We start from the raw sequence: 24,065 nt of genomic DNA, 5'->3' as shown, positions 1-24,065 counted from the left end.
CCCTCCCCCTGTCAGGCGGACAACATGCAGATTGGGTTGTGACCAGAGGCGGCAGAGCCGCGGGCGCCTACGCCGTGAGGTCCCTGTGCGGGTAGCAGGCCACGCTGACCTCCCACGGCACCGTGTCCGCGCGCGGCTCGTCGTGCTTCTCGACAAACTCGCTCACCAGGCGCTGGAACTCCCGTGCCTCGTCCTCCGTGAGGTACATCACGCCGCTGCGCAGGTCGCCGTGGGCGAGGCCCAGCTTCTTCTCGCGCTCCACCGCGCCGGAAGCGGTGTAGGCGTGCAGCCCCGCCATGACCTGCTGGCTGAGGTAGTCCACCAGGAGCATCTTCTCCTCCTGGAGGTCGCCCTGCTCGGAGGCGCGCAGGGCCACATCCGTGGGCACCGCCCGCCAGTAGCGCGCGGTGATGCCGCGCACGACCTCCGTGTGGTCCACCTCCACCAGGCCCAGGGTCTCCAGCTTCTTCATGTGGTGCGTGACCGACGAGGCGGAGATCCCCATGACGTCCGCCAGCTGCTTGCACGTGGCCGGCCGCGCGAGGACCTGCATCTCGTGCAGCAGGCGCTGGCGCTGCGGGTTCATGTAGATGTCCAGCTGCTTGCGCGTGGTGATGTCCAGGGTCCGCTTGGGCATGGTGCCTCCTCCGTTGACGTTGCATGTCATGGTACGTTACACGCTTTGTAATGTCAACAGGTGCCGAACAAACTCCCCGATTCTTAGACGTCTATCTACCTGCGTAAACACGAGAAATACCAGGTAGATGGCCCAGTTTCGGCGTCCGAAAAATCGGGAGGTTGCCCGCCCGTCAACGCGCCGCCCCGAGTGAGCCGAACCAAAAACCCCAGCTCAACACCACTGTCAAGCACATTTGACAGCCCTGGACTGCCGCCCGCGCCGCGATGTCCCCCACCTTTGATGGTAGGATTTCGCCGGAAGCGTCACGTTCTTCTCGACAGGGTCGCGCCGTAGCCGGAGGGAGGCAGGCATGGAGCTGGGAAGCCGCATCAGGGAGCACCGCGCACAGCTCGGCATCTCGCAGGACGAGCTGGCGGGCCGCATCTACGTGAGCCGCCAGACGATCAGTTCCTGGGAGAACGACAAGACGTACCCGGACGTCCAGAGCCTGCTGCTCCTCGCCAACGTCTTTGGCACGACCATCGACGAGCTCGTGAGAGGAGACGTGGACGTCATGAAGGAAACCGTCGAGAGGGACATGCGGCTGCTCAAGAGGTTGAGCTGCGCGATGATCGGGTTCATCGCGCTGATGGTGCTCGTCATGGTCTGGTGGGTGGTCCAGATGACCGCCTGGGACCTCTCGCTGCTGCAGACGCTGCCCACCCTGACGCTGGCGCTCGTGCTGTGGGGGATCGCCCTGTTTGCCGCCGCGTGGGCCGGGCGCATCAAGAAGGAGCACGACCTCGTCACCTACCGGGAGGTCCTCTCCTTCTGGAACGGCGAGCCCGTGGACCGCGACACCGAGCGCGGCCGGCGCGAGCGGATCATGCCCCTCTGGATGAAGGGGGTCCGCAACGTGGGCTGGGTGCTCATCGGGTGCGCCGTGGGATGGCTCCTCGGCTACGCTGGCAGCTGGCTCATCGACACGCTGCTCGGGTAGGGCGGACGAGAAGAACGTCGCGCTCAGCGAGCGTGACGGGACTAGAGGCCGAGGCCGCCCTCCCCCCACAGGTACCAGGAGCCGTCGATGTTGATGGCGTACAGGCCGGACTCCTCCATGTCCTGAGAGTCCGACTGCCCGAGGGCGCTGATCTCCATCGAGTAGGAGATGTGGTTGCCGTCGGTCACGTTGGCGCTCATGCCGGCCTCGGCCAGCTCCTCGTTGACGTCCGCGAGCTCGTCGGCGTCGAGCGGCGCGCCGACGGTGGCGGAGAACTCGATGTCGGCCAGGCTCGCGACGGAGCTCAGCTCGTCGGGGTCTCCAAGCGCCGACGACATCTCGTCTCTGAGGTCATCGCGCGTCATGCCCTGCTCGGCGAGCTCATGGTCGACGGCCTCCTGCGGCATGAGGTCGACGAGGTCATCCATTCCCCTCTGCGTGGCATCGGCGGAGAAGTCCCCGTCGATGATGGTGTCCATGGCGGAGTCGACGCCGTCGGCGACCTTCTGCGCGGAGCTGTGCGGGCCGTCGGGGACCATCTGCGCAGAACCGAGCGAGCCCTCTGCGACCGTCTGGCTGGAGTTTTGAGTGCCAACTAGGCTCACGATGCCCCAGACAGCGAGCCCAACGACAACAACTACCGCCACCGCAACGATCGCAACGATGAGACCGGTCTTGCTCTTGGGCTTCTGCGGGGGCACGGCGGGGGTGACCGGCGCGGCGCCGTAGCTGGGCGGGGTCTGCGGCGGCGTCTGGGGCACCTGCGGCTGCACCGGGGCGGAGCCGAGCTGGGCGCCGCACTTCCAGCAGAACCTGCTGCCGTCCGGCAGCTGGGTGCCACAGTTGGAACAGAACATAACGGGCCTCCCCTCGCCGGCGTCCCACGTCACGGGGCGCACAAGTCTTCTGCGACATCATAGCCAATCTCGAAACGCCAATAACGCCTGTCACCGAGACAGAGCTGCGGCACAAAGCAGGCCTCCCGGAGGTCCGATTTTGTGCCGCAGCTCTGTCTCGGTGGCCATGTGTGCCGTTTCTCTGTTTCGGCGAGAAGGGCCGGCGAGAAGAACGGCCGCCCCGGAATCACCGGGACGGCCGTCTGATCGGGTGACGCGCGGAGCTCTGGCGTCAGCGGTACTAGAAGAGGCTGCCGCCCCACAGGTACCAGGAGCCGTCGATGTTGATGGCGTACAGGCCGGACTCGTCCATGTCCTGGGACTGCGTCTGCCCGAGCGCGGAGGCCTCGATCGAGAAGGAGATGTGGTTGCCCTCGGTCACGTTGGCGCTCATGCCGGCCTCGGCCAGGTCCTCGTTGACGCTCGCGAGCTCGTCGGAATCGAGCGGCGCGCCGACCGAGGTGGAGAACTTGATGTCGGCCAGGCTCGCGACGGCGCTCAGCTGATCGGCGCTTCCGAGCATCGTCGACATCTCGTCGTCAAGGTCCTCGCGCGTCATGCCCTGCTGGGCGAGCGAGTTCTCAACGGCCTCCTGCGGCATGAGGTCGATGAGGCCGTTCATGCCCTTCTGGATGGCATCGGCGGAGAAGTCTCCGTCGATGACGGTGTTCACGGCGGAGTTGACGCCGTCGGCGACCGCCTGCGCGGAACCGTGCCCGCCGCCACCGACGCAGCTCACGATGCCCCAGATGGCGAGCGCGACGACTGCCACCGCCGCGACGAGCGCGACGATGAGGCCGGTCTTGCCCTTGGACTTCTGGGGGGGCACGCCGGGGGTGACCGGCGCGCCGCCGTAGCTGGGCGGGGTCTGCGGCGGCGTCTGGGGCGCCGGGGCGGAGCCGAGCTGGGCGCCGCACTTCCCGCAGAATTTGCTGCCGTCCGGCAGCTGGTTACCACAGTTGGGACAGAACATAACGAGCCTCCCCTCGTCGGCGCCCCGCGCACGGGGCGCACAAACCTTCTGCGACATAATAGCCAAACCTCAAAGCACTCTGAAAGCCTCAGCCCCCAACGGCAGGCTGAGACGCGTTAGAGGTGCCGCCGAGTGGGTACGATGCCGCTACCGACCCCGAACCGAGGAGCCCCATGAGCACAGCAGCCGCCCCCGTCCCCTCCGAGAGCCGCAAGATCTCGGTCCTTCTCAAGGTCTACGGCGTCTACTGCCTCGTGACCGCCGCCGCGGTCCTCGCGCTGATCGCGCTCATCGCGGTCCCGCTCGCGCAGTACGGCGCCCAGCTCTTCCGCGAGCGCCATGACGTCACGCTCACGACAACGCTCTACCTCGTGCAGATCGTGACGCTGGCGCTCGGCGCGGCCGGCTACGTCGCCTTTGGCGTGCTCGTGCTCAAGAACCGCCGCCGGCACGTGGCGCAGATCGCCTACGCGCTCATCGGCGTGGGCATCGCCAACCTCGTGCTGGAGATCATGCTCAACGGCTTTGGCGACAACCTCGTCTACGACGGGGTGCGGCTGCTCATCCTCGTCGTGATCTCAGCCACCATCGACCCCACGCTCATCTCCGAGCGCCAGCTCCAGCGCAAGCTGCGCGACATGGAGACCGAGGAGGCCGCCGAGGCCGGCACGCTCGGGCGCGCCAAGGGCGACCGCGGCTTCATCGAGCTGGACTTCTTCAACCTGTTCTGGGTCTTCGTGGTCTGCAGCGTGCTGGGGCTCGTGCTGGAGGTCGTCTGGCACATGGTCGTGGTGGACCCGGGCGTCTACCAGGACCGCGCGGGGCTGCTCTACGGGCCCTTCTCGCCCATCTACGGCGTGGGCGCGGTGCTCATGACCGTGGCGCTTAACCGCTTCTGGCGCGCCAACCCGGTGGTGATCTTTGTGGTGTCCGCCGTGATCGGCGGGCTCTTCGAGGCGGCGGTCTCCTGGTTCATGCAGGTCGGCTTTGGCGCCGTGGCCTGGGACTACTCGGGCTCCACGATCTTTGGCCTCTTCCCGGACCCGGTGGCCGCGCTCATGGGCGGGCGCACCTCCACGCTCTTCATGTGCATGTGGGGCGCGCTGGGCTTTGTCTGGATCAAGTTCTGCCTGCCGTGGCTGCTCAAGCTGATCAACCTCATCCCCTGGCAGGCGCGCTACTCCGTGACCGCCGTCTGCGCCGCGCTCATGCTCGTGAACGCCGTCATGACGCTGCAGTCCCTCGAATGCTGGTACCAGCGCGAGTGCGGCCTGGCGCCGACGTCGCCGGTGGAGGAGTTCTACGCGGAGCACTATGATGACGCCTACATGGCCAACCGCTTCCAGTCCATGACGATCACGCCGGAGGACGCCGCCCGCGCATAGGGCCCGGGCGACACGTTCTTCTGCCCGGCGCGGCGCCCTTCTCGTCCTATCCCGCACTCACGCGCCGAGACGGAGCAACTACGGAAAAGGGACCCGATTTCTAGACGCATTTCCGCGGATGCTCCGCCTCGGCGAAAGCGGGCAGGAGTGGCGGCGAGGTATGGGCAACGAGAAGAGTCGCCCGCTCGTCAGACGGCGGTGAGGACGCGCTCCCGGGCGCGGGCGAGAAGGGCCGTCACGTCGCGCGGGGTCTCGCCCAGCACCTCGGCGACGCGCGCCACGAGCCAGAGGTGCCGCTCGTGCATGAACGCGATCGACGCGCGCCGCTTGGCCTCGGTGGAGGCGCTCGAGCGCGCGAGCATGCCCACCGTGCCGCCCACCGCATACTCCAGCTGCGCCTCCACCGCGTCCGGCAGCGCGCCGCCGTCCGGGCAGAGCGCCGCCGTCCAGAGGGCCAGCATCGCCTCGAGCGCCACGTCAAAGACCGCGCTCATGCCGCCCCGGTCCAGAAGCAGGCACACGCGGCAGAGGCTCCGCGACACCACCGGCGTCTCGGCGGGCGGCTCCTCGCACGCCGCGATCGCCGCGAACGAGTGCCCCTCGCGGTCCGAGTTCAGCAGTTCCTGGGAGATCGCCCACGCCACCAGGTGGTCCAGGTCGGAGAAGTGGTAGTAGAACGACCCCCTGCTCACGCCCGCCGCCTCGATGACGTCGCCCACGACGATCTCCGTGAGCCGCCGCGTCTCCAAAAGCTCCCAGAGCGCGTCCGCGAGGCGCCCCCGCATCCGGTCCGCCGCGCGCGTGCTCATCGCTCCCCCTCCGGCGCCACGTCCGGCCGCGCGTCCATGACGAGCATCTGCAGGCGGTTCTCGATGTTGGCCTGGCTCACGTCCGGGTCGTAATCCAGCGGCAGCACCTGCGCGTCCGGGTAGAGTTCCTTCACGCGCTTGATGATGCCGCGGCCCACCACGTGGTTGGGAAGGCACCCAAACGGCTGCAGGATCACGAAGTTGCGCACGCCGCGCTCGGCCTGCTCCAGGATCTCCGCCGGGATGAGGATGCCCTCGCCCGCGTCAAAGGTGTGCGGGATGATCGGGTCGCTCTTCTCGGCCAGCTGGGCCATGCTCGCGGGGCGCTCGTATAGCGGAAAGTCGCGCGCCACGCGGTCGACCAGGGCAAGGGCGGTCGAGAAGAGCCCGTCGGCCAGGGCGTTCCACGCGCGCTCGCGCGCCGGGATGCTCGCGTGGTACTCGCGGGCCTGCGCGTGCTTGTAGGAGTAGCTCTTGCGGATGACGTCGGCCATGCGCGCCTCCACGATCTCGAGGCCGTTGGCCTCCAGGTAGCGCTCGATCTCGTGGTTGGCGCCGGGGTGGAAGTTGAGGAGGTACTCGCCGACGATAAGGACGCGCGGCCGCAGGTGGGAGCGGTCGTACGGCACCGCCGAGAGCTCCTCGAGGCCGCGCGCGAACGCGTCGAGCGCGCCCCGAGCCCCGCGTGCGACGACGCCGTCGATCAGGCCGTCCATCGCGCGCTCGAAGGCGGCGTCGGCCGCGCCCGCCTCCGTCTCGTACGGGCGCACCTTGCGCAGCAGCGCCTCGTAGACGTCCACCATCGCGATGCCCAGCACGAAGTCCGCCGAGGCCGGCACGCCCAGGCGGAAGCCCGGGTGCAGGTCGTGGGAGTCCGCGCCGTCGTTGGTGATGATGGGGACCTGCGCGTAGCCCGCGTCGTCGAGCGCCTTGCGCAGGAGGGCGCCGTAGTGCGTGAGGCGGCAGTCGCCCACGTACTTGGCCATCATGACGGCCGTGCGGTCGGGGTCGTGCCCGCCGCGCTCGAGCTCGGCGAGGATCTCTCCGATCACGATCTGCGCCGGGAAGCAGATGTCGTTGTGGACGTAGCGCTTGCCGAGGCGGATGGCCTCCTCTCGGCCAACCTCCAGCGGCACCGCGCGCAGGCCCTGGCGGCTCACCACGGCCGCCATGAGGCGCGAGAACGCGTGGCTGGTGTTGGGGACGATCACCTCGTAGACCTTCTCGTCCCCGCGCTCGAACTTCACGGGGTACGGGTCCGTGAGCTCTCGGGGCGCCCCCGCGCCGCCGGCGGCCCGCTCCGCCGCGCGCCGCTCGCGCACGGTCTCCACGAACGAGCGCACGCGGATGCCGAGCGGGCCCGTGGCGTCGGACTCGTCCAGCTTGAGGACCAGCGGGGCCTTGCTCCCGATCTCGTGCATGAGGCGGACGATCTCGTCGGAGAGGTAGGCGTCGTGCCCGCAGCCAAAGCTCACGAGCTGGACGTACTCCAGGCGCGGGTCGCGCGCGGCGATCACGGCCGAGCCGAGCATGCGCTCGTGGAAGTTGTTCACCACGTCGATGCGGCTGGCCGAGAGGTCCACGTCGTGGACGCCGGGCACCGCGTCCGCCGTGAGCACGGGCACGCCCATCCGCACGAAGGCGTCCGGCAGCTCATGGTTCACGAGCGCGTCGTTCTGGTACGGCCGGGAGGCGAGCACCACCGCGTAGCCGCCGTCGCGCTCCACCTGCTCGAGGACCTCGCGCCCGCGGCGCTCCAGCTCCTCGCGGAAGGCGCGCTGGGCCGCCGTGGCCTGCCGGATCGCCGAGCGGGCCTGGACGCGGGTGACGCCCGCCCAGTCGCGCAGCCAGTCCATGAGCTGCGCCTCGCGGTCCTTCTCGCTGTACCAGTGGAAGAGCGGCGCGTCAAAGGGGATGCCCCAGCGGCGCTCGGGGTTGTCGGAGTTCCTCACCACGAGCGGGTAGCCCTTGACCACGGCGCACATGGACTGGCTCGTGGGCGAGGCGTTGTCCGAGGGGACCGTGGTGATCGACGGCATGAGGATGCGGTCCACGCCGGCGTCGCGCAGGTCGCGCAGGTGGCCGTGAACGAGCTTGGCCGGGAAGCACACGGTGTCCGAGGTCACGGCCGGAAGGCCCCGCTCATACATCGCGCGCGTGCTCCTGCGCGAGAGGTGGACGCGGTAGCCCACGGCGCGCAGCAGCGTGGTCCAGAACGGCGCCCACTCCCAGAGCGCCAGCACGCGCGGCAGGCCGATCACGGGCGCGTCGTCGCCGAGGTCGCGCGCGGGCTCCACGGGGTACTCGCGGAAGAGCAGCCGCTCGCGCTCCGCGAAGAGGTTGGGCACGCGGGCGGTGCGCTCGCGGACCTTGCGCTCCTGGGCGCGGACGCCCTCGTCATGCGGGTCGCCCACGACCTCGCCGCGTGGGCAGCGGTTGCCGGTGACCCACGAGGCGCCGCTCGAGAACGTGATGCGCGTGCGGCTGCAGTGGTTCTGGCAGAACGGGCAGCGCAGGCCCGTCTCGGTCTTATAGGAGAAGCCCGCGAGCGCGTCAAAGCCCACGAAGGACGTGCGCGGCAGGTGGCCGGTCGCGCGCAGGCCCTCCTCGGCGCGCTCGCGCACGAGCTGGGCCGCGCCGATGGCCCCCATGAGGCCGGCGTGCGGCGCGCGCGTGACGGGGCGGCCCACGCGCTGCTCGAAGGCGCGCAGCACCGCGTCGTTCAGGAACGTGCCGCCCTGCACCACGATCTTCTCGCCCAGCGCGTCCATGCTCGGCACGCGGATGACCTTGGTGAACACGTTCTCGATGATCGAGCGGCAGAGGCCGGCCATGATGTCGTCCGGGGTGGCGCCGTTGCGCTGCTCGGTCACGATGGAGCTCGTCATGAAGACGGTGCAGCGGCTGCCCAGCCGGGCCGGCACCGGCGCGCGGAAGGCCGCCTCGGCGATGCCCTCCACCAGGATGCCGAGCGTGCCCGCAAAGGTCTCCAGGAAGGAGCCGCAGCCCGAGGAGCACGCCTCGTTGACCACGACGTTGGTGATGACGCCGTGGTCGAGCCAGATGGCCTTCATGTCCTGGCCGCCGATGTCCAGCACGAAGGTGGCGTCGGGCACGAGGTCGCGGACCGCGCGGGCGTGCGCCACGGTCTCCACCACGTGGTGGTCCGCGCCGAAGGCCTTGGCAAACATGAGCTCGCCGTAGCCCGTGGTGCCCACGCCCAGGACCTCGAGCGTGTGGCCGGCGGCGCGGTGGCGAGCGTCCAGCTCGCGCAGGGCGCGGGCGGCCACGTCGAGCGGGGCGCCCTCGTTGGAGGCGTAGAAGGAGTCCACGAGCGCGCCCGCCTCGTCGATCAGGGCAAACTTGGTGGTGGTGCTGCCGGAGTCGATGCCCAGATAGCAGCGCAGGACGCCGTCTTTCGGCGCGGCCGGGGCGGGGTCAGGCGGCGCGGCGTGGCGGCGCTCGAAGTCCGCGCGCTCCTCGTCGGACGAGAAGAACGGGCGGGCCGGTTCCTCGTGCGCCACGACGGGGTGCCGGTCGAGCTCCTCAAGCGCCGTTGTGGCCGCCGCGACGTCGAGCGCGGCGGGCCGGTCGGCGAAGAGCTGGTCGCACGCGAGCGCGGCGCCGAGCGCCATGATCGTCTCGGCGTGCTCGGGGACGAGCGCCTCGTCCGCGGCGAGCCCCAGGCGCTCGGTGAAGACGCGCACGAGCGTGGGGTCAAAGGTGAGCGGGCCGCCCTCAAAGACGACGGGCGCCACGATGTCGAGCCCCTGCGCGAGGCCGCCGATCGTCTGCTTGGCGATGGCGTGCAGCGCCGAGAGCGCGATGTCGGCCTTGGAGACGCCCTGGTTGATCAGGGGCTGGATGTCCGTCTTGGCGTAGACGCCGCAACGGCCGGAGATGTCGTAGACCGTGGTGCCGGCGGCGGCGAGGGCATCGTAGTCCTCGGGCGCCACCTTGAGCAGCGACGCGATCTCGTCCAGGAAGGCGCCGGTGCCGCCCGCGCACGAGCCGTTCATGCGCATGTTGGAGACCGTGAGCTCGCCCGTGCGCGGGTCGGGCTCGAAGAAGACGATCTTGGCGTCCTGGCCACCCAGCTCGATGGCCGTACGCGCCCGTGGGTAGAGCGCGCGCACGGCGATGGAGTTGGCGACGACCTCCTGCACGTAGGGCAGGCGGAGGGCGTCGGCGAGCGTGGGCGCGCCGGAGCCGGTGAGCGCGGCGCGGATCCGGGCGTCCGGGAACGAGGCGGCAAGCTCGGTCAGGACGGCGGCCGCCGTGCGCGCCTGCCGCGCGCCGTGACGCACGTAGCGCGAGAAGACCGTACTCCCGTCCGGCACGAGCGCCACGACCTTGACCGTCGTGGAGCCCACGTCGATACCGACCCGGAGCTCTTCTCGCCGCCCGTTCTTCTCGCCCATGCGTCCCCCTTCGTTTCCACGTAGGGACTGTACCAATCGCGGGCGATTTTTAGACAGGTTGTACAAAAATCACAGGCACCTTGTTGGGCGTGTCCACCGGGCATGAGAATAACGCGCTCGATCGTACAAGCGCGTTATTCTTGCCTGCGAATATAGAAAGTTGTGCTTAATCGAGCGCGTTATTCGGAGCCGTCGACGTCCAGGTACCCCCGCTGCGGGCGGTTCAGCCGGTGCGCCGCCACCAGGATCGCGACGCCGAGAAGCACGAGCGGCAGGCTCAGCAGCTGGCCCATCGTGATGGGGCCGAGGAGGTAGCCGAGCTGGGCGTCCGGCACGCGCACGAACTCAATCAGGAAGCGGAAGACCCCGTAGAGCGTGAGGAACCATCCCATGAACGTGCCCTGCGGGCGCGGCGGCACACGGCGCGAGAGCGCGTAGAGCACCGCGAAGATCACGAGGCCCTCGAGGACCGCCTCATAGAGCTGCGAGGGATGGCGGTAGACCGCGCCGCCCGTCTCGAACATGACGCCCCAGGGCAGGTCCGTCTCCTTGCCCCAGAGCTCGCCGTTCACGAAGTTGGCGCAGCGACCGAAGAAGAGGCCGATCGGCGCGCCGATGACGCCCAGGTCGCAGACTGATGCGATGGAGATGCCGTAGCGGCGGCACACCAGGCTGCCGCCCACGACGGCGCCCACGAGGCCCCCGTGGAAGCTCATGCCGCCGTGGTTGAGCATCACGATCTCGAGCGGGTGCTCGAGGTAGTAGCCGGCGCCGTAGAAGACCACGTAGAAGAGGCGCGCGCCGATGATGATGCCAAAGACGATGCCGATCACGATCGTGAGCACGTCATCGACCGTGAGGCCGAGGCCCCAGCGCCGCTGCGTGCGCCACATCACCACGCCCGCGCAGACAAAGCCGGCGAGGTAGGCCAGGGCGTACCAGCGCACCGAGAGCGGCCCCACCGAGAAGGCCACGGGGTCGAGGGCGTGGTAGATGTCGTTCAGGAACACGGTCTTCTCGCCCGCGCTAGAAGGCGGCCGGCTGGACGCGCGTCACGCCGGGGACGTGCTCCATGAGGATGCGCTCGATGCCCTCGGACATGTCGAGCGTGGAGAGGGGGCAGCCGGCGCAGGCGCCCTGCATCTCCAGGGTGACGACGCCGTCATCGGTGACGTCGATGAGGGCGACGTCGCCGCCGTCGGCCTGGAGGCTCTGGCGGATGACGTCGAGGGTGGCGTCGAGGAGTGCGCGGTCAACAGCCATGGTGTTCCTTTCTGTGGGCGCGCGGCGCGGCGGCCGGGCGCGGTTGTTGTCCGAGAGACATCTTACCCAATGGGCGAGAAGAGATGACCCGACGTGGCGCCCTTGAGGCGCGGCTCGGGGCGTCGGCCGGCGCGGGCGGCCGCGAGCGCCGCCACGGTGCGCGCGACGGCGGCGCGGGTCTCCTCGGCGCTCATGAGCTGCGCGTCCACGAGCAGGCGCGAGACGCCGGCCGCGACGAGCTCCGGGACCTGCGGCGTGGCGTCGAGCGGGCGCGCGGACCAGATGCGCGAGCGGCCGTTCAGGTCCGTGCGCACGGGCAGGAGGTTGCCGTCGATGTCGCGCAGGGAGAGGGCGCGGGCGCGCTCCGGGCAGCGAGCGCAGTCGTGCCGGCAGCGACCGAGCGCCTGCAGGACGCAGTGCTCGCTCGTCATCACGCGCTCGCGGCCAAAAACGGAGAGGCCCACCGGTATCGGCGCGGTGCGGGCGAGGTCACAGACCTGCTCGAGCGTGAGCTCCGGGGAGAGCCAGACGCCGGCCGCGCCCGCCTCGGCCAGCGCCGCGAGGGCGGGCGCGTTGTGGACCGGGATGCAGGAGCGGACCTCGGGGGCCGCGCCGCGCTCGGCGGCGAGGGCGAGCTCAGAGACGTTGCCCACGGCCACGGGCTCACCAGCGCACACCCAGGGGTCCAGGCGCGTGTGGTCGGCCTCGCGGCAGACCTCGTCCAGCCAGGGGATCGCGCCGGTCGGCCACGCACCGCGCGCGAGGTCGTCTGCGGGGGCGTAGACGCGCGTCGCCCCGGCCGCAAGCGCCGCCTCGGCGGCCTCCGGCGTCGTCACCAGCGCGCACACGCACGGCTCCTCGCCGCGACCGGACACGTCTGTCAATTGGGGACTGTCCCCAATTGACAGAGAGCGGGCGGCGTAGGGGGCCAGGATGGCCTCCTCCAGGCGGCGGCACGCCTCGGCGCGGACCTTGTGCACGGCCGAGAAGGACATCCCGCAGCCGGCGTCGAGCGCGACGTCCCAGCTCACGGGCTCAAAGGCGCTCTGGCCCATGCGACCTACGTGCTCCACGAGGTCCTCCTCGGTGACCGGGCGCGTGCGCGCGGCCTCCACGACGAAGCCCTCCGCGCGCGCCGACGCGACGCCGTCGAGCGTGGCGAGCTCCACCGCAAACGGCTCCCCCAGCCGCGCGGTCACGCGCACGCGCACCGGGCGGCGGCGCGGCGCGTCCTTCTCGGCCACACGCGCCGCCTCGTCGAGCGCCGCCTGCGAGCGGATCACGCGCACGAGCGAGCCGACCTCCATCGGGCGCGCGGCGCGGCAGGTGATGGTCTCCCCCGCCTCGGCGTCCTTCTCGGCGTGCGCGGTCAGGAACTGCGACGGGTCGGAGACCGGGCGGATCTCCAGCAGGTCGCCGGCGCCCACCGGCTGGTCGAGAAGGACCTCCACGTCCGCGCGCGTGACGCGGCGCATCCGCTCGCGCCCGCCGTTGCCGCCGCCACGCCGCACGAGCGCGTCCTCGAGCGCACGCGACCCCACGACGCGCCCCACGAGCTCGCCGCGGTTGTTGGAGCGCTCGTAGCTCATCATGTCGTTGTCCGAGCCGCCCCAGAGGTAGCTCTCGGTGAAGTCCCGGTTGAAGGCGCGGCGCAGGCGCCGGTCGCGAGCGGCGCGCGAGCCCGCGTCGTCCTTCTCGCCCCGCGCGAGCTCGTCCAGCGCGTCGCGGTAGGCCGCCACCACGGAGAACACATAGTCGGGCGCCTTCATGCGCCCCTCGATCTTGAGCGAGCCCACGCCCGCGTCGCGCAGCTCGCGCACGCGGTCCACCGTGCGGTAGTCCTTGGGGCAGAGCAGGCGCGTCCCGCCCACGCCGCGGCTCGTCTCGGGGACGCCCTGCGTGGCGACGCCGGGAATCTCCATCACGGCGCCGGCCTCGTCAACGAGGTCGTACGGCAGGCGGCACGGCTGCGCGCAGAGGCCGCGGTTGGCCGAGCGCCCGCCGCGCAGCGAGCTCATCAGGCATACGCCCGAGTAGCAGAAGCAGAGCGCCCCGTGGCCAAAGCACTCCAGCTCAACGCCCTCCTCGGCGATGCGGGAGATCTCCGCGAGGGAGAGCTCGCGCGAGAGCGTCACGCGGTCGACCCCCCAGACGTCCCTGCACCAGGCCACGCCGCGCGCGTCGTGAACGTTGGCCTGCGTGGAGACGTGCGTCTCCACCTGCGGCCACCGGCGGCGGACCTCGGCCATGAGGCCCCAGTCCTGGATGATGAAGGCGTCCGCGCCCAGGTTCCACGCGCGGCGCACCAGCCCCAGCACGCGCGGCAGCTCCTCGGTGGAGACGGCCACGTTGACCGTCACGTAAACCCGCGCGCCGGCCAGGTGCGCGCGGCGGCACGCAGCCGAGAAGGACGCGTCGTCGAAGTTGTCCGCGCCGCGCCGGGCGTTGAAGTCGTTGCCCAGGCCGCAGTAGATGGCGTCGGCCCCGGCCGCGAGCGCGGCGTTGAACGGGGCGGGGCCGCCGGCGGGCGCCAGCAGCTCCGGAACGCCGTGCTCCTGCAGAAACGTGGTCCTTCTCGCCATGTTGTTACCCATCTCTTACAGCGCGACCGGTCAATAGCATACACTGGCTCCCTGAAAAATCGCACCCAACTGGGAAAACGCAACGCCGTAGAGGCGCCAGTGTATGCTAATCCGCCACGCCCAACAAAAAGGGCGACGCCACGGCAGCGGCGTCGCCCGTCACGTTGGGTCGCGAGCCTACACCAGGCGCGCCCAGCGCTTCTTGCCGGACTGGACCGTCGTGCCGGCCGAGAAGAGCGACGGCTCGACGTTGTAGCACTTGGGCGCCACGGCCTCGCCGTTGATCTTGACGCCGCCGCCGTCCACGAGGCGGCGCGCCTCGCCGGCGGACTTGGCGATGCCGACCTCCACGAGCAGCTTGCCCAGGTAGACCTTGCCCTCGTCGTTGACCTCGACGACGCTCACGGGGAACTCCGGCATGTCCGAAGGCGCCTCGGCGCGCTTGAACTGCGCGTCGAAGGCGGCGCTCGCCGCGGCGCCGGCGCCCTCGCCGTGGTAGAGGTCCACGATGTTGGCGGCCAGCTCGCGCTTGAGCGCATACGGGTCGGCGGATCCGTCCGCGAAGGCGGCGTCGATCGCGTCGAGCTTGTCCATGTCCGCGGTGGAGCAGAGGCGCCAGTAGAGCGGCACCAACTCGTCGGTGATGGACATGACTTTGCCGTACATGTCCGCCGGCTCGTCGGTCAGGCCCACGTAGTTGCCGTAGCTCTTGGACATCTTCTTGTGGCCGTCGGTGCCCACCAGCAGCGGCATCGTGAGGGCCACCTGCGGCTCCATGCCCATCGCGCGCATGAGGTCGCGGCCGGCGAGCAGGTTGAAGATCTGGTCGTTGCCGCCCATCTCGAGGTCGGCCTTGATGACCACCGAGTCGTAGGCCTGCAGCACCGGGTAGATGAACTCGTGCAGGCCGATGGACTTGCCCTCGGTGTAGCGGTTGTGGAAGTCCTCGCGCTCGAGGATGCGCGCCACGTTGAACTGGCTCATGATCTTGAGCATCTCGGCGAGGTTCAGGCCCTTGAGCCACTCGCCGTTGTGCAGGACCGTGGTCTTCTCGGGGTCGAGCACCTTCATGGCCTGCTCGACGTAGGTCTTGGCGTTGGCCTCCACCTGCTCCTCGGTGAGCGGCGGGCGGGTGGAGTCACGGCCGGACGGGTCGCCGATCAGCGCGGTGCCGTTGCCGATGATGAGCGTCACGTTGTGGCCGAGGTCCTGGAACTGGCGCATCTTGCGCAGCGGCACGGCGTGGCCGAGGTGCAGGTCGGGCGAGGTGGGGTCGACGCCCAGCTTGATGTTGAGCGGCGTGCCCTTCTCGAGCTTCTTCTTGAGCTCGTCCAGCGGCACGATCTGCATCGTGCCGGAAGTGATCACCTTGAGTTGCTCGTCAACTGGGAGCATCGCGCTGTCCTCCATAGGGTCTACGTCTCTCTGAACCGCCTGCAGGCGGCGGCATAGCCAACTAGCATAGTATAATGACGAGCAACTGTGGACGGACGTCCCGGACAAGGAGTGATAGATGGGAATCAGAACGCGCCGGGCTCGAGCGCACTCGAAGACCCACTTCGTGGGCTTTGGCCTCGCGGGGCTGCTGGGCTTCATCGCGCTTCTCTGCGTGACGCTCGCGCTCTCGCTGGGCGCCGTGGTGTCCAGCTGGCTCGAGGACCTGCCCGACTACACCTCGGCCGACGCCTTCCTCGTCGCCGAGCCCACCCGCGTCTACGACGCCGACGGCAACGAGATCGTGGCCTACTACCTGCAGAACCGTCGCTCGGTCACCCTCGACCAGGTCTCCGACTACGTCAAGCGCGGCACGATCGACACCGAGGACAAGCGCTTCTACCAGCACAACGGCGTGGACCCCGAGGGCATCCTGCGCGCGGCCGTGGGCCAGGTCTTCGGCGGCGGCGAGCAGGGCGGCGGCTCCACGATCACCCAGCAGCTCGTGCGCTGGACGGTCCTCTCCGACGAGCAGTTCGAGAACACACTGCGCCGCAAGGTCCGCGAGGCCTACATCGCCATCCAGATGGAGAAGACGTACACGAAGGACCAGATCCTCAACATGTACCTCAACACCATCTTCTACGGCAACGGCGCCTACGGCATCGAGGCGGCGGCCATCACCTACTTCAACAAGAGCGCCGCCGACCTCACGCTCAACGAGGCCGCCACGCTCGTGGGCATCCCCAACTCGCCCACCGCCTTTGACCCCTTCACCAACTACGACAACTGCAAGAGCCGCCGCAACCTGGTCCTCTCGCGCATGCTCGAGGCGGGCGACATCACGCAGGAGGAGTACGACGCCACCGTCGCGGAGGAGATCCCGCTCAACCCCGGCCAGCTCACCGACTCCGACAGCACCTACCCCTACTTCACCGACTACGTGCGCAACCTGCTGCTGCAGGACTTCTCGTCCGACACGATCGCCCAGGGCGGCCTCAAGGTCTACACCACGATCGAGCCCGACAAGCAGGCGGCCGCCGAACAGGCGTGCAGCGACCGCATCGCGGCGGGCGGCAACCCCGACATCGCGGCGGCGCTCGTCTCGATCGACAACTCCAACGGGCACATCGTGGCGATGGTGGGCGGCCAAAACTACGGCAACGACACCGAGGCGGGCCAGAGCACGGTCAACCTCGCCACGAGCAAGTGCCAGACCGGCTCCAGCTTCAAGGCCATCGTGCTGATGGCGGCGCTCGAGCAGGGCATGAGCCCGGACGTCCGCATCAACTGCCAGGCCACGCTCCAGGTCACGCCCACGTGGGCGCCGAGCAACATCCAGCACATCAACTACGGCGTCATCACCCTGGCGCGCGCGACGGCCGTCTCCTCCAACACCGGCTACGTCCAGGTGGCCGAGGCCATCGGCATGGACAAGGTCGCGGACATGGCGGCGCGCCTCGGCATCGACAACCCGATCGACTCCGGCCTCGCGGCGAGCCTCGGCACCTCGGAGCTCACGCCGCTCGAGATGTGCGAGGCCTTCTCGACGATCGCCAACGGCGGCGTCCACCGCAACCCCGTGGCGATCACCAAGATCGAGGACCGCAACGGCAACGTGGTCTACGAGCACGAGGACGACCCCGAGCAGGTCGTCGACTCGGCGATCGCCGTGGAGGCCACCAACATCCTCGAGACCGTCGTCACCCAGGGCAGCGCCACCAGCCTGCGCAACTACTTCCGCCAGAACCAGCCCGTCGCCGGCAAGACCGGCACGGCCGACAACTACTCCAACCTCTGGTTCTGCGGCTTCACGCCCCAGCTCACCACCGCCGTCTGGGTGGGCAACCCCGACAGCGGCACCGCGCGCGTCTACTTTGGCGGCACGAGCGGCTCCACCGCCACCACCGCGATCCCCATCTGGGGCACCTACATGAACGCGGCGCTCGCGGGCGTGGAGCGCGGCGAGTTCCCCACCTCCGACCACGAGCCCGAGTACAAGCCCAACGACTCCTGGACGTTCATCGGCACGAGCACTGCGGTGAACACCACCGGCTGGAGCGAGGAGCCCGTCGAGCAGCCGGACGAGGAGCCCGAGGAGACGGACGAGCCCGAAACCGACGCCCCGGACGACACCGGCGAGCCCACGGAACCGACCGAGCCCACGCCGACGCCTCCCACCGAAGGCGGCGACACGACGGGCGGCGGCGGCACGACGCCCACCGAGCCCGTGGAGCCGCAGCCGCAGCAGTGACCCCGGTGACGCCAACACGCCTCACCGACGCGCGCGGGCGCCGCTCCCCGATTGGGGGCGGCGCCCGCGCCCTCATATGCGGGCGCTGCCGTATCATGCGACAAGAGGCTTTCTGCAGCTGGATCGTCGGGGAGGACGTATGACGTACAACGACCATGGTGGGCGATCTCGCCAGGGCTCGGCCCCGCGCTCAAGCTCCTCTCGTCCCTACACGCAGGGCTCGCGCGAGCGCATCCCCATGCAGGGCAGCTACCACGGCCCGCGCGGCACCCGGCAGCGCCCCTCCTCCCCGCGCCGGTCCTCGGGGCCCGGCTACCCCCTGCGCACGCGTAACATCAACTTCCAGAGCGGCCGCGCGCGCCGGCTGAGCACCAACCGCCGCCTGCTCTTCCTCGCCGCCCTGGTCGTCGTTCTTCTCGTCCTGCTGGTCGTGGGCATCTCCAGCTGCGTCCGGAGCTGCAGCGCCGACCAAGCGAGCGCCGAGGCCAACCCCATCGACGCACGCGTGGCGGCGGGCGTGAGCGAGGACCTCACGCGCGAGTTTTCCGCCGAGCTCGACCAGGGCGAGAAGCTCGCGCAGATCGCGGAGAACGCGGACAGGTACGAGAACACCGCGCTGTTGGAGCTCGCCCTCGCGCAGCCGGCGGCGATTGACTTCGTCGCCGCCTATCCCGATGCGGAGAAGACCGCCCAGCCCTACGACGGCGAGACGAGCGTCGGCACTGTGCCCGAGCTCTACTGCTGGGACGCCCGCTGGGGCAACGTCGACTACGCCGGCGCGCCGCTCGCGCTGACCGGCTCCGGCCCCACCGCGCTCTCGATGGCCTACATGGCGATCACCGGCAAGGGGGACCGCACCCCGGCCGACTTTGCCCAGGCAGCGAGCGACGCGGGGATGGCGAGCGGCGACTCCTGCCTCTCCGGCAGCTACCTCGAGGACGCCGATGCCCTCGGCGCGTTTGGCCTCACCTGCTCGACCTACACGTCCAACGCGGACAACCTCACGCAGGTGCTCGACACGGGGACCTACCTCCTGCTCGAGGCGCAGGCGGGCACCCTCACCGACGCCGCCCACTGGGTGATCGTCGTGACCGAGAACTCCGACGGCTCGGTGCAGGTCTTCGACCCCACGTCGCCCGAGGTGAGCGCGCGGCCATGGGACCCCGCCACGATCGCCGGCTCGTGCGAGACGCTCTACGCGCTCAGTGCCGCCGACTCGAACGGCGGGGACGCGGCGACGGAGTAGCCGGGGCCTGCCCCGGTACCCGCTAGGCGCGGCGCGCGAGCTTGACCGCCGTGCCGGAGCAGCAGGTCATGATCATGCCCTCGAAGGTCTCGTAGCCGATGGAGGCGCCCACGACGGCGTCCGCGCCGAGCGCCTGGGCGCGCTGCTGCATCTCGGCGAGGACCTCCTCGCGCGCCTGCTGGAGCTCCTCCTCGTAGCCGGCCGAGCGGCCGCCGAAGATGTTGCGCACGCTCGCGCCGATGTCGCGGAACATGTTGATGCCGCTCACGGCCTCGCCGGTGACGATGCCGAGGTAGCCGCGGATCTCGCAGCCCTCGACGGAGTTGGTGGTCGTGACGATCATGCGCGTCTCCTCTCTGTGAATTGGGGACAGTCCCCAATTTACATAAACGATTTGTGTGAATTGGGGACTGTCCCCAATTCACAGTCAAGGGTGATGGTGAGGGCGGGGCCGTCCAGGCGGGCGGAGAGCGTCATGCCCTGGGCGGCGGCGAGCTCGGCGGCGACGGCGAGCCCGAGGCCGGAGCCGTCGGTCGCGCGCGAGGCGTCGGCCTGGTAGAAGCGCTCGAAGAGGCGGTCGGCCTCGATCGCGGCGGGGTCCGCCACGGGGTTGGAGAACTCCACGGCCACGCGGTTCTTCTCGGCTGACGGACGGACCGTCACCGAGAGCGGGCCGCATCCGTGGCGCAGCGCGTTAGCCACGAGGTTCTCCGCGATGCGCGCGAGGGCCTCGGCGTCCGCCGTCACCGTGACGTCCCCGCAGGTCAGCTCCGGCTCCCAGCCGCGCGCCTCGAACTCCGGGTAATGGCCGAGAAGAACCTGCTCCAGCAAGGGGCGCAGCGCCACGGGCGCCAGCTCGAGCGGGGTGTCCGGATCGGCGGCGCGCGCGTAGGAGAAGAGCTCGTCGAGCAGGCCCGTCATGGCCGCGAGGCGTGCGTCGGCCGCCGCGAGCTGGGCGTCCCTGCGCGTCGGGTCCGTCTCCTCGCGCGCCAGCTGCAGGTAGCCGCGCGCGCCGGTGAGCGGCGTCCGGACGTCGTGGGAGAGCGCCGAGAGCCCGCGCGAGAACTCGTCGGCGGCGCGCAGGGCCTCCACGCGCTCCGCGTCCGCCGCATCGAGCTCGGCGTTCACGGCGTCCACGAGGCCCACGACGCCCGGCAGGCGGCTGCCGCTCGTGAGCCGCGCGTTGCTCGCGCGGTCGCGGACGCCCAGGAAGCGCGCCTGGCGGCCGAGCTCGCTCACGTAGCAGGCGACGACGAGGACGGCGCCGAGCCCGACGCCGACCAGCAGCATCACCGCGAGCATGATCGCATCAGCCATGTGAAGCCCCTCCATGACGCCGGCCCACCATTCCATCCTAGAGCTTGCGAGCAGCCAGTCCACGAACGGCTCCAGCCAGCGGTAGAGCTGCTCGAGAAGCGCGTCACGCATCACGCGAGGTCACGTCTCGTGCCCACGAGGGTGCCGAGCCCAGCGCAGGCGAGGCAGAGCGGCACGCAGACGATGAGCGCGCGGGCGGCCGGGGCAAAGCCGGTGGCATCCACGGCAAGCATGTCCGCAGCGCCGTTGCCCACGGCGGCGGTGGTGACGTAGGGCGCCCAAGCCCAGGCCGCCTCCAGGGCGGGGAGCCATCCCAGGTCAAACACGTTGCTCACGAGCAGCAGAAACGAGAAGAACCCCTGCTCGACGGCCGCCGTGAGCAGCAGAAACGTCACGATGAACGCGATCGCGCGACTGCGCGTGAGCTGACCCACGAGCAGCACCAGCAGCGCGTAGGCGCACGCCGCGAGCCAGCCCTCGCCCGCCCACGCCGCGACCTGCCAGAGCGGCTCGACGTTTGTCACGGACCGCATGGTCACGAGGGCGCCGAAGCCACTGAACATGAGGTAGGCGAGCAGAATGGCACCCGAGATGATGACCGTGAGCAGGTACTTCTCGGCAAAGTACGTGACGCGGCCACGCAGGGACGCAAGGAGCGTGCGGTCAAAGCCGGCGTCGGTATCCACGCAGGAGAGGTACGCCGCCACGAACGGCGCGATCGTTGAGACGAGCGCAATGGAGGCGCCGCGCCCAGCAAGGCGAAAGGCGCCGTAACGGCTGGTGAGCCCGTCGTAGACAAGGCCGGGCTCGAGCGGCCACCAGATCGTGAGGATGGCCGAGCCCAGCGTGACGAGCGCCACGAGGCCGAGCACCACCCATGGCCAGCGCGCACGCAGCGTGCGGTAGAGGTCGGACTTGAGCAGCGCGATCATGCGACATCCCTCCTTGAGACGAGCAGCGCATCGACGGCCGTGGCCGCAACGGCAAGCGGCAGACAGACGATGAGCGCGCGGACGGCGGGCGCCAGGCCCGTGACGGTGTCGGGCGCGAGGAGCGCGCCGGCACTCTCCCCGATGGCGCTCACGACCTGCGCGGGCAGCCACGGGGCGACAGCCGAGGAGAAGTCCAAGAAGCGGCCGCCGGCGAGGTAGCACAGGGCGTCGATGCCGATGACGATGCCGCCCTCGAGGATGCCTGTGGACGCCAGGACCGCAAAGCCCACGGTCACGGTCTCGTTGCGCGTGAGGTGCGCCACGAGCACGGTGAGCACGGCGTAGGTCGAGCCCACAAGCCAGTTGCACCCAAACCAAGCGGCGACCTGCCAGGCAGGCTCGGGCGCAAGGATCGGAACGCCGGCGATCGGCAGGGCGAGAAGACCAAGCGCAAGAGCAAAGAGCGCCGTGGCCGCAGTAAGGAGCACCGAGAAGACGCACTTCTCGGCAAACCAGGCCCTGCGGGCGCGCGGGCTGAGCGACGAGAGGACCGAGCGACCAAAGCCGAGGTCCGTCTTATCGCAGCACACGATCGCGGCCATGACGGCGACGAGGATCTCGACGCCGCCGAGGCTGAGGGCGGAGCCGGTGATGCTGTCAAAGGCGACGGGCCCCATCCCGGTCCAGCGCATGAGCAGCGCCGGCGCGAACGTCAGGAAGGTCACGATGGCGACGGCCACCCAGATCCAGCGGGAGTGCAGGACGCGGTAGGCATCAGAGCGGAGCAGGGCGGTCATCGGGCGCCACCGTCCTTCTCGCCCGCCTCCATGAGCTCGACGAAGTACTCCTCGATGTCGCGCTCCTGCTGGGCGAGCTCGCGGACCTCCACGCCGGCGGAGAAGCATACGGCGCTGACCTCCTCGAGCGCGACGCCCGTGACCACGAGAGCGCCGTCGGGCTCCGCGCGGAAGATCGCCTGCGGGAGCGCCTGCTCGAGGAGGGCCAGCCCGCGCTCCGGCTGCGCGAGACGCAGGCGCACCGAGCTGCCGCAGCGCTCGTGAAGCTCCGCGTCGGTGAACTCGGCCGTGAGACGACCGTTTGCGATGATGCCAAAGCGCGTGGCCACGCGGTCGAGCTGGTCCAGCACGTGGCTGGAGATCATGATCGTGACGCCGTGCTCGTGGTTGAGGCGCACGAGCGCGAGGCGCATGGCGCGCGTGGCCTCCGGGTCCAGGCCGTTGAAGGGCTCGTCCAGAAGCAGCAGGTCGGGCGCACCCACGAGCGCGAGCGCGAGGCCCAGGCGCTGCTTCATGCCGAGCGAGTAGGCCTTCACGCGGCGATGGTCGCGCGGGTCCAGCCCCACGAGCTCGAGCAGGTCGTCCGCCACCTGGCCGGCATGCGTCATGCCGAGCGCGAGCGCCTTGGCGACGAGGTTGTCCCGCGCCGTGAGGCTGGCGAGCACGCCCGGGCTCTCGATGAGGGCGCCGACGCGGGAGAAGCCCTGCGGCGTGGCGCCTCCGTTCTCAGGGTCGCCGAAAAGAACAACCTCGCCCGCCGTGGGGCGCGCGAGCCCGCAGACCATCTTCATCGTGGTCGACTTGCCCGAGCCGTTCTTGCCCACAAAGCCGTAGATGTCGCCGGCAGCGACGGTCATGTCCAGGTTGTCCACGGCCAGCTTGCGGCGGTAGCGCTTGGTGAGGCCGTGCGTCTCAATGACGTTCACGCGAGCTCCTTTCTAGAGGCTGACCCCCATGATGGCAGGCGGGCCTTTAGAAACCGTGAGCCAAATCTAAAGAAAGCTTGAGGGTCCACTGCGGGTCGCACGTGTCCGTGTCATGCAAAACGGCCTCTCGTGTGATAAATCGATGCCGCACGCTGCAAAACGGCCTCTCGTGTGATGCCGATTCTCCCTTTTTTCGGGAATTCGATTTCATTGTTGATTTTACCAACTGGCCTTTTCCTACTGAGAAAGCCTCTCGACACGTCACAGGGGCAAAAATCTCATCACACGAGCGGCCGTTTTGCAGTCAGAACGGGAAAATCATCACACGAGAGGCCGTTTTGCAGTCAGTGAGACAAAGGGGACGGGTTCATTTGTCTCACGCGAGCTTGAAGCCCATGCCCCAGACGGTCTTGACGTAGTCGTCGGTGCCGGTGGCGCGCAGCTTGGCGCGGATGTTGGAGACGTGGACGGCCACCGTCGACTCGTCCCCGGCGAACGGCTCTCCCCACGCCGCCTCAAAGAGCTCGGACTTGGAGAACACCTTGTTCGGCCGGCGGACCAGCGCCTCGAGGATGTTGAACTCGATCCTGGTGAGGGGAACGTCCGTGTCGGCATCCACGGTGAGCGTGCGCGCCTCGGTGTCCAACGCCCAGCGCCGGTAGTGCAGCACGGCGCCCGCCGCCGAGCCGGCCGCTCCACGATGGCGCAGCTGCACCTCCACGCGCGCCGCCAGCTCGTCTAGGTCGAAGGGCTTGGCCAGGTAGTCGTCGGCGCCCAGGGCCAGAAGGCCGATCTTGTCGGCCGGCGTCGTGCGGGCGGAAATCACGACGATCGGGACCGCGACGTCGCGCCCGCGAATGAGCCCGACGAGCTCCTCGCCCGTGACGCCCGGCAGCATGAGGTCGCAAACGACCACGTCAAAGGCGACGTTCTTCTCGCCCAGGAGCAGCCGCGCCTCGGAGCCGGAGAACGCCTGCGCGACCGTGTGCCCGTCGCGCGCGAGGCGCGTGGCCACCACGTCATTGATCGCCGCATCATCCTCCACGACCAGCACCCGCGCCATCCCAGTCCCCTTTCGACCCATGACGCCCATTCTGCCACAGTCCCCTCGGCTGAGGAGCCAATCGACACGCGAGGAGCCCCGCCGTTTCCTAAGAGGAAGTTCCGCAAAGCGCACTTCCTCGTGGAAACGGCGGGGCTCCAGCTCACGC

At 69.5% G+C, this 24,065-nt stretch carries 19 protein-coding genes; 4 read left to right on the top strand and 15 right to left on the bottom strand.

All coding sequences use genetic code 11. The features are described from left to right. Positions 1 to 67: 67 nt before the first annotated feature. Entirely contained in the window at positions 68 to 637 is a 570-nt protein-coding gene (locus H6A07_RS03220) for an ArsR/SmtB family transcription factor (RefSeq protein ID WP_204813442.1), read from the bottom strand. 352 nt (positions 638 to 989) lie between these two features. On the opposite strand from H6A07_RS03220, the gene H6A07_RS03215 reads away from it, so the two are divergent. Further along, positions 990 to 1,619, top strand: a complete 630-nt coding sequence (locus tag H6A07_RS03215) for a helix-turn-helix transcriptional regulator (protein WP_204813440.1) — start codon at positions 990 to 992, stop codon at positions 1,617 to 1,619. Between the two features lie 41 nt (positions 1,620 to 1,660). Here H6A07_RS03215 and H6A07_RS03210 read toward each other — a convergent pair whose 3' ends face one another. Both H6A07_RS03210 and H6A07_RS03205 read right to left on the bottom strand, forming a co-directional pair. Continuing rightward, entirely contained in the window at positions 1,661 to 2,476 is an 816-nt protein-coding gene (locus H6A07_RS03210; protein WP_204813438.1) for a zinc ribbon domain-containing protein, read from the bottom strand. Between the two features lie 280 nt (positions 2,477 to 2,756). Beyond that, the gene (locus H6A07_RS03205) at positions 2,757 to 3,488 is read right to left on the bottom strand and encodes a zinc ribbon domain-containing protein (RefSeq protein ID WP_204813436.1); all 732 of its coding nucleotides are present in this window, start codon (positions 3,486 to 3,488) and stop codon (positions 2,757 to 2,759) included. Between the two features lie 173 nt (positions 3,489 to 3,661). On the opposite strand from H6A07_RS03205, the gene H6A07_RS03200 reads away from it, so the two are divergent. Continuing rightward, a complete protein-coding gene (locus H6A07_RS03200; protein WP_204813434.1) occupies positions 3,662 to 4,873 on the top strand; it encodes a putative ABC transporter permease in 1,212 nt (403 codons plus the stop codon). A 188-nt stretch (positions 4,874 to 5,061) separates the two neighbouring features. Here the strand turns inward: H6A07_RS03200 and H6A07_RS03195 are convergent, their stop codons facing one another. From H6A07_RS03195 to tyrS, 6 genes are all read right to left on the bottom strand, one after another. Beyond that, positions 5,062 to 5,682 carry a TetR/AcrR family transcriptional regulator gene (locus tag H6A07_RS03195; protein WP_204813432.1) on the bottom strand — a complete coding sequence of 207 codons (621 nt, stop codon included), beginning with the start codon at positions 5,680 to 5,682 and terminating at the stop codon, positions 5,062 to 5,064. Next, entirely contained in the window at positions 5,679 to 10,103 is a 4,425-nt protein-coding gene (locus H6A07_RS03190; RefSeq protein ID WP_204813430.1) for an acyl-CoA dehydratase activase, read from the bottom strand. The genes H6A07_RS03195 and H6A07_RS03190 overlap by 4 nt, the downstream gene beginning before the upstream one ends. Positions 10,104 to 10,282: 179 nt before the next feature. Continuing rightward, on the bottom strand, positions 10,283 to 11,113 hold the full coding sequence (lgt, locus tag H6A07_RS03185) for a prolipoprotein diacylglyceryl transferase (protein ID WP_204813428.1): 831 nt from the start codon (positions 11,111 to 11,113) through the stop codon (positions 10,283 to 10,285). Positions 11,114 to 11,129: 16 nt separating this feature from the next. Next, on the bottom strand, positions 11,130 to 11,366 hold the full coding sequence (locus H6A07_RS03180; RefSeq protein WP_204813426.1) for a NifU family protein: 237 nt from the start codon (positions 11,364 to 11,366) through the stop codon (positions 11,130 to 11,132). 62 nt (positions 11,367 to 11,428) lie between these two features. Then, positions 11,429 to 13,960, bottom strand: coding sequence for a U32 family peptidase (locus tag H6A07_RS03175; protein WP_239471038.1), 2,532 nt, complete (start codon positions 13,958 to 13,960; stop codon positions 11,429 to 11,431). 165 nt (positions 13,961 to 14,125) lie between these two features. Next, positions 14,126 to 15,343 carry a tyrosine--tRNA ligase gene (gene tyrS, locus H6A07_RS03170; RefSeq protein ID WP_204813424.1) on the bottom strand — a complete coding sequence of 406 codons (1,218 nt, stop codon included), beginning with the start codon at positions 15,341 to 15,343 and terminating at the stop codon, positions 14,126 to 14,128. Positions 15,344 to 15,461: 118 nt separating this feature from the next. On the opposite strand from tyrS, the gene H6A07_RS03165 reads away from it, so the two are divergent. Beyond that, entirely contained in the window at positions 15,462 to 17,636 is a 2,175-nt protein-coding gene (locus tag H6A07_RS03165; RefSeq protein ID WP_204813422.1) for a transglycosylase domain-containing protein, read from the top strand. 139 nt (positions 17,637 to 17,775) lie between these two features. Next, positions 17,776 to 18,882, top strand: coding sequence for a hypothetical protein (locus tag H6A07_RS03160; RefSeq protein ID WP_239471037.1), 1,107 nt, complete (start codon positions 17,776 to 17,778; stop codon positions 18,880 to 18,882). Between the two features lie 22 nt (positions 18,883 to 18,904). On the opposite strand, the gene H6A07_RS03155 is transcribed toward H6A07_RS03160, so the two are convergent. From H6A07_RS03155 to H6A07_RS03130, 6 genes are all read right to left on the bottom strand, one after another. Beyond that, positions 18,905 to 19,225 (bottom strand): YbjQ family protein, encoded by a 321-nt coding sequence (locus H6A07_RS03155; RefSeq protein ID WP_204813420.1) that lies wholly within the window; start codon positions 19,223 to 19,225, stop codon positions 18,905 to 18,907. A 38-nt stretch (positions 19,226 to 19,263) separates the two neighbouring features. After that, positions 19,264 to 20,310 carry a sensor histidine kinase gene (locus tag H6A07_RS03150; RefSeq protein ID WP_239471036.1) on the bottom strand — a complete coding sequence of 349 codons (1,047 nt, stop codon included), beginning with the start codon at positions 20,308 to 20,310 and terminating at the stop codon, positions 19,264 to 19,266. Then, positions 20,310 to 21,131, bottom strand: coding sequence for a hypothetical protein (locus H6A07_RS03145; RefSeq protein ID WP_204813418.1), 822 nt, complete (start codon positions 21,129 to 21,131; stop codon positions 20,310 to 20,312). The genes H6A07_RS03150 and H6A07_RS03145 overlap by 1 nt, the downstream gene beginning before the upstream one ends. Continuing rightward, the gene (locus H6A07_RS03140) at positions 21,128 to 21,928 is read right to left on the bottom strand and encodes a hypothetical protein (RefSeq protein ID WP_204813416.1); all 801 of its coding nucleotides are present in this window, start codon (positions 21,926 to 21,928) and stop codon (positions 21,128 to 21,130) included. Before H6A07_RS03140 ends, H6A07_RS03145 begins: the two co-directional genes overlap by 4 nt. Next, the gene (locus H6A07_RS03135; protein ID WP_204813414.1) at positions 21,925 to 22,854 is read right to left on the bottom strand and encodes an ATP-binding cassette domain-containing protein; all 930 of its coding nucleotides are present in this window, start codon (positions 22,852 to 22,854) and stop codon (positions 21,925 to 21,927) included. Before H6A07_RS03135 ends, H6A07_RS03140 begins: the two co-directional genes overlap by 4 nt. 376 nt (positions 22,855 to 23,230) lie before the next feature. Next, positions 23,231 to 23,917, bottom strand: coding sequence for a response regulator transcription factor (locus tag H6A07_RS03130; protein ID WP_239471035.1), 687 nt, complete (start codon positions 23,915 to 23,917; stop codon positions 23,231 to 23,233). Between the last annotated feature and the right edge of the window lie 148 nt (positions 23,918 to 24,065).

It is taken from the genome of Olsenella uli, assembly GCF_016899935.1.
Classification (GTDB): Bacteria; Actinomycetota; Coriobacteriia; order Coriobacteriales; family Atopobiaceae; genus Thermophilibacter; species Thermophilibacter uli_B.
Note: the sequence above shows the minus strand (reverse complement) of the source record. Positions and strands in the feature narration are given on the sequence as shown.